This is a genomic window from Rhizobium sp. GR12 (genome assembly GCF_036596185.1).
In the GTDB taxonomy this organism is placed as follows: Bacteria; Pseudomonadota; Alphaproteobacteria; order Rhizobiales; family Rhizobiaceae; genus Agrobacterium; species Agrobacterium nepotum.
In genome coordinates this window covers 1-12,790 of record NZ_JASXTH010000029.1, presented here as the reverse complement: position 1 = coordinate 12,790, position 12,790 = coordinate 1, and the positions used below count along the sequence as shown (strand labels likewise).

General features: G+C 56.1%; 12 protein-coding genes. 7 read left to right on the top strand and 5 right to left on the bottom strand.

Going from position 1 to position 12,790, the window contains the following annotated elements; genetic code table 11:
• Nucleotides 1-336: 336 nt before the first annotated feature.
• Nucleotides 337-1,380, bottom strand: a complete 1,044-nt coding sequence (gene ligD / locus QSK43_RS26800) for a non-homologous end-joining DNA ligase (RefSeq protein ID WP_332306003.1) — start codon at nt 1,378-1,380, stop codon at nt 337-339.
• A gap of 542 nt (nt 1,381-1,922) precedes the next feature.
• Here ligD and xth point away from each other — a divergent pair.
• Nucleotides 1,923-2,693 (top strand): exodeoxyribonuclease III, encoded by a 771-nt coding sequence (gene xth, locus QSK43_RS26795; protein ID WP_332306002.1) that lies wholly within the window; start codon nt 1,923-1,925, stop codon nt 2,691-2,693.
• Nucleotides 2,694-2,762: 69 nt separating this feature from the next.
• Here xth and QSK43_RS26790 read toward each other — a convergent pair whose 3' ends face one another.
• From QSK43_RS26790 to QSK43_RS26780, 3 genes are all read right to left on the bottom strand, one after another.
• Complete coding sequence (locus QSK43_RS26790; RefSeq protein ID WP_332306001.1) at nt 2,763-3,557, bottom strand: SDR family oxidoreductase; 795 nt, start codon at nt 3,555-3,557, stop codon at nt 2,763-2,765.
• A 967-nt stretch (nt 3,558-4,524) separates the two neighbouring features.
• Entirely contained in the window at nt 4,525-6,153 is a 1,629-nt protein-coding gene (gene groL, locus QSK43_RS26785; protein ID WP_332306000.1) for a chaperonin GroEL, read from the bottom strand.
• Nucleotides 6,154-6,202: 49 nt separating this feature from the next.
• Nucleotides 6,203-6,517: a co-chaperone GroES gene (locus QSK43_RS26780; RefSeq protein ID WP_332305999.1), complete on the bottom strand. Its 315-nt coding sequence runs from the start codon at nt 6,515-6,517 to the stop codon at nt 6,203-6,205.
• A 276-nt stretch (nt 6,518-6,793) separates the two neighbouring features.
• Between QSK43_RS26780 and QSK43_RS26775 the strand changes: the two genes are divergently transcribed.
• The 5 genes from QSK43_RS26775 to QSK43_RS26755 all read left to right on the top strand — a co-directional run bounded on the left by QSK43_RS26775 (nt 6,794) and on the right by QSK43_RS26755 (nt 9,450).
• On the top strand, nt 6,794-7,066 hold the full coding sequence (locus QSK43_RS26775) for an usg protein (RefSeq protein WP_332305998.1): 273 nt from the start codon (nt 6,794-6,796) through the stop codon (nt 7,064-7,066).
• A 395-nt stretch (nt 7,067-7,461) separates the two neighbouring features.
• Nucleotides 7,462-7,935, top strand: a complete 474-nt coding sequence (locus tag QSK43_RS26770) for an Hsp20 family protein (protein WP_332305997.1) — start codon at nt 7,462-7,464, stop codon at nt 7,933-7,935.
• A 77-nt stretch (nt 7,936-8,012) separates the two neighbouring features.
• Nucleotides 8,013-8,312, top strand: coding sequence for a DUF982 domain-containing protein (locus QSK43_RS26765; RefSeq protein ID WP_332305996.1), 300 nt, complete (start codon nt 8,013-8,015; stop codon nt 8,310-8,312).
• A 344-nt stretch (nt 8,313-8,656) separates the two neighbouring features.
• Nucleotides 8,657-9,121, top strand: coding sequence for an SRPBCC family protein (locus tag QSK43_RS26760; protein WP_332305995.1), 465 nt, complete (start codon nt 8,657-8,659; stop codon nt 9,119-9,121).
• A 110-nt stretch (nt 9,122-9,231) separates the two neighbouring features.
• Nucleotides 9,232-9,450 carry a citrate/2-methylcitrate synthase gene (locus QSK43_RS26755; RefSeq protein ID WP_332305994.1) on the top strand — a complete coding sequence of 73 codons (219 nt, stop codon included), beginning with the start codon at nt 9,232-9,234 and terminating at the stop codon, nt 9,448-9,450.
• 212 nt (nt 9,451-9,662) lie between these two features.
• Here the strand turns inward: QSK43_RS26755 and QSK43_RS26750 are convergent, their stop codons facing one another.
• Nucleotides 9,663-11,645 (bottom strand): BCCT family transporter, encoded by a 1,983-nt coding sequence (locus QSK43_RS26750; protein WP_332305993.1) that lies wholly within the window; start codon nt 11,643-11,645, stop codon nt 9,663-9,665.
• A 263-nt stretch (nt 11,646-11,908) separates the two neighbouring features.
• On the opposite strand from QSK43_RS26750, the gene QSK43_RS26745 reads away from it, so the two are divergent.
• Nucleotides 11,909-12,682 (top strand): potassium channel family protein, encoded by a 774-nt coding sequence (locus QSK43_RS26745; RefSeq protein WP_442967892.1) that lies wholly within the window; start codon nt 11,909-11,911, stop codon nt 12,680-12,682.
• The last annotated feature ends 108 nt before the right edge of the window (nt 12,683-12,790 follow it).

Sequence of the window (12,790 nt, the reverse complement as noted above, 5' to 3'; positions counted from 1 at the left end):
GTTTTCGGTGGCTACATCGTCGACTACTATGGCGCCACTGCACCGTTAACCCTGACGGCGCTCCTGGCTGCAACCACCGTCGCTCTTGGGCTGATGCAACGCGATAGTTGATCGTTGCGTCTCGAACTCGGACCACGATGGCGAATGCATAGCGCCTGATCACCCGTCGTAGTGCTGGCGTCAGTCACGCCAGCACCCGAGATTCCGGCTCAGGATCGGAGAGTGCCCCAGGATGACACCTGGAACTCGAAAGGTTACGCGTGGCCAGAAGGCTTCCTCCCGCGCGTAATTGTCCGCCTCAACAGGGCGCTCTTCAAACAGGTCAAACGCCCCGTTTCATGTCGTGGCAAACTTATCCTTCATATCGAATACTGCGGCATTATCCTGGACGTCACGAAGCCCTTTGTAAGAGGCATGGCGCAGGTTGCCTTCATCCGTCCATCCGCGGAACTCGATTTCGGCGATTAACGTGGGTTGGGCGAATACAAGGTTTTTACCTTTGAGCGGAACAACCGGCTTTGCAGTCTTCAGTTTATCGAGGGTTTTCCGAAGATATTCTGCATCGCTCGTGCTGAAGCCTGTTCCCACCGAGCCAACCGACACCCAGCTATCGCCCCTCCTGCCTGCGAGCAACAGGCTGCCCAGCTTGCCGCGGGCGGCTTCAGACCATTCGTACCCGACGATCATGAAGCTTTCGCTCTGAATACATTTAATCTTCAGCCAGTCTCCCGACCGGCCCGATCGATAGGAACGATCGCGACGTTTCGCGATGATGCCTTCCAGGCCGAGCGAACAGGCGTTATTCAAAAGCGTCGTTCCGTCTCCATGAATTTCCCTGGATAGTTGAATTGCGCCAACCTCAGCACCGAGAAGTTCGGCGAGCAGATGCCGACGGACGGATAGTTCCATTCCGGTCAGATCGTGGCCATCAAAATAAAGGAGGTCAAAAGCCAGGAGGACGGCCTCCGACGATGCCTTTTTGCCACCGCGTCCGCCGAGCGACCGTTGAAGCGCGCCGAAATCCGATTTGCCGTTTTCGATCACGACTGCTTCCCCGTCGATGATCGCGGTGCCAACACCAAGGTTTTTTGCGGCCTCGACGATTGCGGGAAAGCGGTATGTCCAGTCGTGGCCACCGCGTGTGATGACACGCACGCCTTTTGGTTCCAAATGGACTGCCAGCCGGTAACCATCCCACTTGACCTCGAAAGCCCACTCCTCACCTTCCGGAGGAACCGGTTTCAGTGAGGCCAGACAGGGCTTGATCTGTCGCGGCATCGGGTCGAACGGCAGGTTTGGCTGCGCAGGGTCACGCGGCCGGCGTGGTTTCGATCTTGCAACATGTCCGTCTGACAGAAGCGGTTTCGCGCGGCGTCTCATTTGTTCGACCTTGGTTCTTACGACACCGGCTTCTTCAGCCCGTCCGTGATTTCGGCGCTTTGCTGCGACTGAGTTCAGCCGGCCGGCCTCATCCTTTTTGAAGGCCGCCGATGCGGGAGGCAGACGACTTTCAGGGCTTGGCTGCCAGCTTTCCCGTTTCACTCCAGAGCAATGGCACTTTGCACTGCTATACGACAACTGCGATTCAACCGAATGACGGGCCAATTCGTTCCGCTCTGAAAACCAACCGCTTCGAGGGCGTGCCGTCATCATGCTTATAGCTACGAAATCCTGGAATGTATTGATCCCATGCATCTTTTGAAGCGGTCACTGCGTTAGGAGAACTGTGCGATGAGCAAACCTGAATTGATTGATACCGGAACCGCAAACGCTATGTGCGCCGCAACGAACAGCACCAGATCACCGAAAGCAAAGACGTCAGCCGCTCCCTGGCCGCTGCCAAGCGTCGCAAGGAAAAAGGCGAGGCAAGGCCCGGCAAGGGTGGAGGGTGACCTCGGTCGCCGCTCCAGGCAGTGATTACGGTGAGGCTCGCTACCTATAACATTAACGGCATCAACGGACGTCTCGACCTCCTGCTTCGTTGGCTGGAGAAAGAGGGGCCGGATGTCGTCTGTCTTCAGGAATTGAAGGCACCGGACGAAAAATTTCCCCGGCGCGCGATCGAAAAGGCCGGATACGGCGCGATCTGGAACGGCCAAAAAAGCTGGAACGGCGTTGCGATTCTGGCGCGCCAGATAGAGCCGCTCGAAACGCGTCGCAGCCTTCCAGGAGGGCCGAACGATGCTCAAAGCCGTTACATTGAAGCTGCCATCAATGGGATGATTGTCGGCTGCCTCTACGTTCCCAACGGCAACCCGGCGCCGGGCCCTAAATTGAGCTATAAGCTAAGCTGGCTCAGGCGCCTGCGGAAATACGCGCAGGAGCTGCTGGAACTTGATGTGCCGGTCGCACTCATTGGCGATTTTAATGTCGTACCGACAGAACTTGATGTCTATAACCCTGAGCGTTGGCGGAATGACGCGCTTTTTCGGCCGGAGGTCCGGCGCGCTTTTGCCGGCCTGCTCGGACAGGGATGGATCGATGCAGTCAGGACACTCTATCCGGACAAGCCGGTCTACACTTTCTGGAAATACTGGAGAAACTCTTTTGAGCGCGACGCAGGCCTCAGGATCGATCACTTTCTCCTCAGCCCAACATTCGCTGCCGACCTGAAATCCGCCGGTGTGGACCGGTGGGTTCGCGGGCTGCCACGAACGAGTGATCATGCACCGGCCTGGATCGAGGTGGGTTGAAAAAAAGTCATGGTTTCAGGAGGAGCCCGAATGATGGGAGTAACCTGACCGCTCGCCACCTTATTTGTTCTAACTTCGTGGCGCCGCGGCTGATCCCGCAAGAATGCCACCATCAATGTTCAGTTCAGCGCCGGTCATATAGCTGGCCTCGTCAGATGCGAGCAGGATTGCCAATGCCGCTACCTCCTCGGGCCTGCCAAAGCGTCGCATGGGCGTTTCAGCGACCAACGCGGCTTCACGGTCTTTCCGATCTGGGCCAGCGCCCAGCATCGGCTCCCACATCGGCGTCATTACGGCGGCGGGGTGGATTGAGTTGCACCGGATATTCAAGCCCTGACTGGCGCAATAGAGGGCCACGCTCTTTGTGTGATTGCGGACAGCGGCCTTGGAAGAGGCGTAGGCCGCGGCCATTGGAATACCAACAAGTCCTGAGCGCGAGGAGATATTGATGATGGAGCCAGCGCCTTTTGCCCGCATGGCGCGGATGGCATAACGGCAGCCAAGAAAGGTTCCGTACAGGTTGACCGCATGGACGGCGTGCCAATCGTCCAGCCTGGCATTTTCTGGATCATGGGCAGGTGGGGCGCCTTCGAACGGCGCTTCAAAGCCTGTAATTCCGGCATTATTGACAACCACATCCACCACCGGAAACTGTCGGGCAATTTCAGTCCAGTCTACTTCGGAGGTGACGTCCAGACGGACAAAGTTTGCCCCTATCGCATTGGCAGTGGCCTGGCCTTTATCTGCGTCGATGTCGGTCACGATGACGCGCGCGTCCTCATTGGCGAAAGCCTGGGCAATGGCCGCGCCGATGCCTCTAGCCGCGCCAGTTATGAGTGCGGTTTTTCCAGAAAGTCTGGGCATAAATGGTCCTTAGTGCAAATAATGAGTGAGGCGGCGCATCAACGCACCGCATGCGAAAGTCCGGTTTACCGAGCACTCTTATCCATAGTGGTGTACCCCTCATCAGCATCTTTTACTTAATAGCCCGCGAATTTAACGGGTCAAGAAAGAAGGGAGGAAATTTCGTCTAACGTCCGCACTGAGAATGATTGCGACAGCGAGCGCGGTTCCTTACGGGATATGGTGCCATCGAGGTTCTCACCATCGGCGAGGGGCTGCTTAGGGGTGGCACAGGGAAACCCGTTGTACTGCGTTCAGGTCCGGTTAGCGCATACTTCGTCACCATCTTGCCGAGGAAATGCAGACTTCAGAACCGTTAAAGTCTGTCATTGGGAGGTGGGATTATGAAGGTTTTGCCTGCAGCAATCTGTCTGCTTTCGGTCGGTATTCTGAGTGGCTGGATGACAAGCTGATCCGGCCTCGCGCCCGCTATGTCGGGCAATAGGCAGAGGGTTCAGCAAAACGAAGCAAAGTCAATCACCGAGCCACTCAACCCTCAACCACGACCGCGACCTTTCCGTGGGGTGAGCAGGTCTAGGTCGATGACTTTCCTTCAGAAGATCGCAAACCGGATTCAGAAGAGCGACACTCCCGTGTTTTAGTGATGGCGCTGTTGATTACCGCTGGAATTTGACCCATTTTTCCACTTCGCGAGATCCACACATGCTTCAAAATTTCTTTGCCGGCAGTTCACAATCTCCAGTCAGGTGGGGCAATGCGCCGTGGAAAACGGTTGTAACTCTACACCTTGACCTCGATATGAAGTTGCCCGGATCGGTGCTGAGAAGCAGTCTGAGCAGCTTCTTTCATAGGTTAGAGTTGATTCTTCGTCCGCCCACTCCTGTAAAACTGCATGCGTTCTCGCCGGTAAAGGCTGGAATGAATTAAAGGCCCGTCCCCGCCTGATGAGACGGGCCTGCAAGACCGCTTAGAAGTCCATGCCCGGACCAGCGGGCAGGGCCGGTGCTGTTTCCTTCTTTGGCTTCTCCGCGATCATGGCTTCTGTCGTGACCAACAGACCAGCAACGGAGGCCGCGTCCTGCAGCGCGGTGCGAACCACCTTGGCCGGGTCGATGACGCCCTGGACATAGAGATCACCATACTCGCCGGTCTGGGCGTTCCACCCGAACGACAGGTCGGTCTTTTCGCGAAGCTTGCCTACAATAATCGAACCCTCAGCGCCCGCATTTTCAGCGATCTGGCGGACCGGAGCCTCGATAGCCCGACGGACAATATCTATTCCGACGCGCTGATCGTCGTTGGCTGCGGGTAGACCGTTCAATGCCTTCACCGCGCGCAGCAGGGCGACACCGCCGCCCGGCAGGATGCCTTCTTCGACAGCAGCCCTGGTCGCATGAAGGGCATCATCGACACGATCCTTCTTTTCCTTGACCTCGACTTCCGTCGAGCCACCGACGCGGATCACTGCAACACCGCCGGCGAGTTTGGCGAGACGCTCCTGCAGCTTCTCCCGATCGTAGTCGGAGGTCGTCTCCTCGATCTGCGTGCGGATCTGGGCAACGCGGCCGTCGATTTCCGTCCTGGAGCCGACGCCATCGATGATGGTGGTATTTTCCTTTTCGATCGCGACCTTCTTCGCACGCCCGAGCATTTCGAGTGTGACGTTTTCCAGTTTGATGCCGACATCCTCGGAGATGACGGTACCGCCCGTCAGAATGGCGATGTCTTCGAGCATCGCCTTACGGCGGTCTCCGAAGCCGGGAGCCTTGACGGCAGCAATCTTGAGGCCGCCGCGCAGCTTGTTGACGACGAGCGTCGCAAGCGCCTCGCCTTCGACATCTTCCGCAATGATAAGAAGAGGCTTACCGGCCTTCACCACGGCTTCGAGCACGGGCAGTAGAGACTGGAGGTTGGAGAGCTTCTTCTCGTGGATGAGGATATAGGGCTCCTCGAGTTCGACCCGCATCTTGTCCTGGTTGGTAACGAAGTAGGGAGACAGGTATCCGCGGTCGAACTGCATGCCTTCGACAACTTCCAGCTCGGTCTCTGCGGTCTTGGCTTCCTCGACGGTAATAACGCCCTCGTTGCCAACCTTTTCCATCGCTTCTGCCAGATAACGGCCGATTTCTTCATCGCCGTTAGCCGAGATGGTGCCGACCTGAGCAATTTCGGAGTTGCTGGTGATCCTGCGGGCGTTCGTTTTCAGTTCCTTGACGACTGCATCCACAGCGAGATCGATGCCGCGCTTCAGGTCCATTGGGTTCATGCCCGATGCCACCGCCTTAGCACCTTCCCTGACGATCGCCTGGGCGAGCACGGTGGCGGTGGTCGTGCCGTCGCCGGCAAGGTCATTTGTCTTCGACGCTACTTCGCGCAGCATCTGTGCACCCATGTTCTCGAACTTGTCTTCCAGTTCGATCTCTTTGGCAACTGAAACACCGTCCTTGGTGATCCGAGGCGCACCAAACGATTTGTCGATCACGACGTTCCGACCTTTTGGTCCAAGGGTAACTTTTACAGCATTTGCCAGAACGTCGACCCCACGCAGCATGCGTTCACGGGCATCGACGTTGAATTTGACTTCTTTCGCAGCCATTTGTTAACTCCTTCAATAGGCAGCTTTTTGACTGATGAGCGGGACGTGCTTACGCAGCCTGCTTTTGCTCTGTCTGGGCTTCGATGATGCCCATGACGTCGGCTTCCTTCATGATCAGAAGGTCTTCGCCGTTGATTTTGATCTCCGTGCCGGACCATTTTCCGAACAGGATACGATCACCGGCCTTGACGTCGAGCGCTTGGAGTTGGCCAGCCTCATTACGCGCGCCAGGGCCGACGGCAATGACTTCGCCTTCCTGTGGCTTTTCCCTAGCGGTATCAGGGATGATGATGCCGCCCTTGGTCTTTTCTTCGGATTCAACCCGGCGGACGAGAATGCGGTCATGCAGCGGTCTGAACGACATGTTTTCCTCCATGGACAAACAATGATGACGTTGCTCCCTGGCCGGATCGGATTGCCGCATCCGGTCAGGATGCAAAACCTCTTTGAGCGTTTCGCGTGAAAAATTTATTTTCGAGATTTTTCGTTTTCAAGAGGGCGCGTGAGAAAAATTAGCACTCTCATAATACTGCTGATAACTTGCTGTATCCTAACGATAATATGACATTAATCATGCTGGAATGGTTGATGTCTTCGGGCAGTTGCGTCATCATCTCCCTGTCATGAAAGGAGATGAAGCATGCAATTTTCATCCGACCTCGAACGCCAGCTTAATGGCTATGGCTTGACCACCGCCCATATCCTGTACCGCATCCCGGATTTCGGATCCGTCCTGCAGACCTACGTCTGGCAGAATTACGATCTTGCCCCCCATTTTCCCGAAATGCAGAGGTTCCTCGACTTTTGGCAGGCATCGCTCGACGGACCGCTTCATTCTGTTCGCTATAGCCACCAACGACTGATCGGGCCGAACGAATGGCGGCGTGTCGATGGTGAATTCAAGCTGCATTGAATCCTGAATTTGATTTTTAGTTCCTGGCTCATCAGCCGACCGTGGCGGATGAGCTCGGTCACTTTCCACGTCCGTATGGAGTGTGGCCGCATGGAAAGAGAACATTAAAATCATCAGGAGTGCCAGCGTCTTGGAAAGGGAAGGGATCCTCGTCCTGGCTGTGCACGTTAAGCGACACCGGCCCTCGCGGCCCGCACGGTATCTCGGAGTACAAGACGAACTATAGCTCCTAAGTACGCATCGAAAGCAGTGTGATTTTTTCCACGATAGACCTTGAATCCGGCAATGGACGAAACCAAATCGATTGCCGCCAGCCGCTGACATAAGGGCTGGCATCGCCGGGAGCGCCGCTTTTGGCGTTCCCGTAACCATGTTGCTTCAAGGAGGATATGGCTATGGCAACATCTTACGACTATGCGCCGCTGTTCCGCTCGAGCGTAGGTTTCGATCGGGTGTTCAGTCTCTTGGAAAATGCTCAGCGCGCCCGCTCCATCAGCGACTGGCCGCCCTATGACATCGTCAAGACCGGTGACGACACCTATCGTATCTCGATTGCAGTGGCCGGTTTTGCCCACGATGATCTCGACATTACTTTTCAATCCAACCTGCTGACTGTCACCGGGAAGAAGCAGGAAACATCTACCGATGGTTATCTGCATCGCGGCATTGCTGGCCGTCCGTTCGAACACCGGTTCGAGCTTGCCGACCATGTGAGGGTGAACGGAGCGGGTCTGAGCAACGGTCTTCTGTCGATCGAGCTCTTGCGCGAGATCCCCGAGGCACTGAAGCCGCGAAAGATTTCGATTCAGAGCATACCTGCATTGACGTCGGCCGCTCCGGCCCAGATCGAAGCGCAGAAGGCTGCGTGACCTCTTCGCATGTCCACTGAACCAGGGCGCCATTGATATGGCGCCCGTCAACATTACGGGTTGGGAAGGAGAGAGCTATGAAACCCGATATGTTTAGAAAACCAGTCAACATTCTTGTCGGCTTAGGCTTCCCAGCGGAAGTCCGCAGCGTGATGGACGCCTACCGGCACCTTGTCGAGTGGCCGACCTCATTCAGAGACACGGCACACTCTATTGCCCTGAAAGCATGTCAGGCAGCGCTTCACGGCGAAATCGAAGCGGAGACGGCACGCGGCCTGTTCGCAGCGTTTGCGAAAAAGCATGAGATTCTTGCCCCGGAAACGCCCTGGATCGCGGCTTCTCGCATGCGGGGCGAGAGCGACCCCCACGTACAATGAGGTGGTTTCATGATAGACATCATGTTGCGCAGGCGACCGGCAGTGCAGCGGCCATGAGGCTGACTGTTCTGATACGTGGTATGTTGCTTCGGTGGCCGATGGATGTTTGACTGCGCCATCCTCTTCGAGCGATGACAAACGGAGAAACATTGCAGTCTGGGCGTCGGACTTCTACGCGGTTGGCTCCAAGCCGGCGCTTCAATGTCAAAGACAAATAGAGGTGCGAGCGTTCTGGAGCATTCGGTTGGCCCAGAGCAGCGCCCCGCCAGATAGAGCTGGTCAGGATTGCGCAGCCTCAAGGGGCGGGTTAGGGAACTCGGATACCGGAGCTTAGTTATGGTTCAATGGTAAAACCTGTCGCCAACGCCGAAATGCTGATCCGCCGGCCGGTCGCGGAGGTGTTCGAGGCCTTCGTAGACCCGTCCGTCACCTCGCGCTTCTGGTTCTCGGAAGGAAGCGGCCGGCTTGAACCGGGCAGGCACGTCAGATGGACCTGGAAGTGGTACGATTTCTCGGTCGATGCTGACGTCAAGGCGGTCGAACCCAACAAGCGCATCCTCGTCGAATGGACTGGCTACGGCTATCCGACCCTGATCGAATGGACCTTCACCGACCGGCCCGACGGCACCACCTTCGTCAAGGTCACTAACAAGGGGTTCCAAGGCTCTCCCCAGGAGGCTGCACAGACGGCGGTTGACGCGACCGAGGGCTTCGCTTTCGTGCTTGCCGGCGCCAAGGCCTGGCTGGAGCATGGCGTCCAGTTGAACCTCGTGCCGGACCGTTTTCCCGATGGATTGCCATCAGGCTGATCGATGAAAGGGGGCGCTCGCGCACGGCGGACCGGTTCGCCGACCAGAACGTCGAGAGGCGACGACTGTTGCATCTCTGACTGACCTATGTCTTGCACTTGAAAAATAGAATGTACCGGGACAAGCTTCTGCGTGTGATGAATTACACCGACGGGCAACTACTCACCTGCGGTGCATTAATATGCCTGCGGCGAAGCCTGAACCTGTCTCGAGGCTCTGCATTGACAATTTTCGTTGTTGCGCGCACTGCCGGCTGGATAGCTCATGCTCTGGAGCAGAAACTAGATGACAAATTCATCCGGCCTCGCCCCCGCTATGTCGGGCAATAGGCGGAGGGTTTCGCAAAACAGTGCGCTCGATTCTCGAGCCATGACTGGCAGCTTGTTCGTCTGGTATTGATCTGGGGCTATGGCCCGAAAGGGGATGGTGACAACATCCACTGCAAGATGCGCGACCAGTTCGCCGGCATCTCGCGGCATGCTCGGCGACACTTCAGCCAGGCCCGGTGGATTTGCTTGATCGCATTTTTAGAGCCAAACGGTCACATGCCGTGTTCGGGAGCACCATGGACGAGTTGAAACTCGGGCGAGTTGACGAGGTGCAGATAGCGCTCAAACTGTCTCAAGACGTCGCTGATGATCTGATCCTGTGACATCCCCATGAGATCATAGCCGCTATTACCGCTTGAAAAGAAGGTTCTGGCCTCATACCGAAACTCCGCTTCGCCTGCCCGGATTGTCGTGAAACTAGCGATGCGATGTTTCTGAAGGGAGACGGCATAAACAAAGTCTCGAACATCCGCCGCTGGCGAGCGAAGTGTCACCAGACCCGGCGCCTCGCGATCGACCTGCGTCGGTCTGCCCCGTGACTGAAGCTCGGCTGCGACCTTGTCCAAAGCAGGCACCACCTTCCCGTCTATGAAGCGAAAAACCTCGTTTTCCGTTGTGGTGTGGAGCATCAGACCCAGCCGCCGCTGCCACGTTTGTCCGGAAGCAGGTTCTGCAGGGATCAAATTGCGCGTGCTATGAACGTCGCGCTGCGCCAAGTCCTGTTGCATTCCGAGATAGAGTGATACGACCAGAGCCAGCATTACAATGGTGAACGGCAAGGCGCTAGCGACGGTGGCGGATTGCAACGCTGTGAGCCCCCCCGCCAGCAGCAGGCAGGCTGCGACTATCCCTTCCATTGTGCACCAGAAGATGCGCTGTCCCGTCGTTGTCTCTGTCTCGCCGCCCGCCGCGATGGAATCCACCACAAGCGCGCCAGAGTCCGCTGAGGTAATGAAGAAGATCGAGACGAGGAGAACAGCGAGTGTCGATGTTATTCCGGACAGAGGCAGGTATTCGAAAAAGCGGAAAAGGCCGACAGACACATCATTGGAAATGGCAGCGCCGAGCGCACCTTGAGCGACGCCGGTGTCGATGAACATAGCTGTGTTGCCAAAAACGGTCATCCAGAAAAAGGTAAAGCCGGCAGGGATGAAGAGAACTGCCGTTACGAACTGGCGAACGGTTCTTCCCCGCGAAATACGCGCGATGAACATGCCAACAAAGGGCGACCAGGAGATCCACCAAGCCCAGTAAAACAAGGTCCAGGAATCTATCCAGGGCGTGGGCTCGTAAGCGTAAATATTGAACGTCCTCAAAACAATCGTATCGAGATAAAGACCGAGGTTTTGGACGAAATCACGAAAGAGCTGCGTCGTCGGTCCAGTAACAAGGACAAAAAGCATCAAGAGGACGGCGACGAGGAGGTTAGTCTCCGAGAGAATTCGCACTCCCTTGTCGAGACCGGTCACAACGGAAATTGTGGCCATCCCGGTCACGATCGCTATGAGGACAAGTTGAACACCAGAACTGATTGGCAGCCCGACTAAATGATTGAGGCCGGCATTGATCTGTGAGACGCCGACCCCCAACGACGTAGCGATACCGAACATAGTTCCGACGATCGCGAATATGTCGACGGCGTGCCCGATCGGGCCGTTTATCCTGCTCTTCAGCAAGGGATATAGGCCTGAGCGAACCGTCAGCGGAAGATTGTAGCGGTACCCAAAGTAAGCGAGGGAAAGTCCTACAACGGCATAGATTGCCCAGGCGTGAATGCCCCAGTGGAAGAAGGTAACGGTCATGGCTTCGCGCATTGCGGCAATACTTTTAGGTTCTGCTGTCGGCGGTGTCATATAATGCGTCATCGGTTCACCAACCGCGTAGAACATGAGTCCGATACCCATGCCTGCCGCAAACAGCATCGCGATCCAGGACATGAACCGGAAGTCGGGCACGGAATCATCAGGCCCCAGCTTCAGCTGTCCGAACCTGCCAAAGCAGAGGAGCAACATGGCAGCTAAAAATATGCCGACGGAGAGAAGATAAAACCAGCCGAATGCACCGAGGATCGAACCTTGTATCCAGCCGAATAAAGCTTGTGCCTGACCCGGCAGCCCAATTCCTACTGCAACGAACAGCGTGATTATGAGCACCGATCCGTAAAAAACGGGAGGGTTGATAATAAATGATTTCATCTACCCAAAGCCTTCCCTGATACGCGACGAGCAAGCATTGCTCAATTATGCCCTTTGAATGGACCTGGGCTTCGGCAAGATCGGCAATAATCGGCTATCTTCCATACGGGAGAACGCAACAGCGGGGAATTGGCTCCATCTTCAGGTTCAGCCCGCCAGCGTGCCCCGCAACGACTGTTGTCGCAAGATGTGTAGAAGTTGACCAAGCGCCGAGGCGACATTATCGGTTAAACATGAATCCCGGGACGAGAGCCAAAAGATCGATGTCAGGGCGGCTGAAACTGCTGCAAATAAATCTGCGCCGTATCGAGCGCGGTCGTGATGCCTGGGCTTTACGCTGGCAGGCGGTGCTTGCGGTGATCGATGTTAGCATCATCTCATTTTTTATTCTCGGACCATTCCTGCGCAGCGGGCCGTCCTATCTGATCATTGATTACATGATCGCGCTATGGATACTGGCTGAACTCCTGGCCCGCGCCTTTGCGACGGACTCTCTTATCGCTCTCCTGAAAAGGCCCATGACGTGGATCGATATCGTGATCCTCGCAACGCTCCTCTTCCCCGATGCGCTGTTCAATTTCGCATTTCTAAGGGCGATGCGGTTGTGGGCAGTCGGTCAAAGCCCGCTCTTTGCCGTCACACTAAGACGGCTCGGTTGTCACCATTACAAGGATGTGGCGCGCGCATCCCTGAACTTTTTCGTATTTCTGTTCATGGTGACGGGGTTTGTGTACACGACCTTCTTCTATCATCAGGACGGTCTGATCGGCTTCGTCGACGCCCTGTACTTTACGGTAGCAACCATGACAACCACGGGGTTTGGCGACATCACGCTGCCCGGACCTCTTGGGAAGCTGACATCGGTCGTGACAATGATCGTTGGCATCTCTCTCTTTGTTCGACTGGCGCAGTCAGTTGTGCGTCCTAACAAAGTTGTTTTTCCCTGCGTAGAATGCGGCTTGCAGCGACATGAAGTGGATGCCGTGCACTGCAAGGCATGCGGGCACCTGTTGAACATCCCAAACGACAACGATTGACGAGGGTCAGTTGCGAATAACATCCGGGCATTGTGAGTTCATGCTGAACCGCGACTTGCGGGGCATCCAAAGCTAACTTGCATGCCGCATCTGCGCGAGAACTTTCTT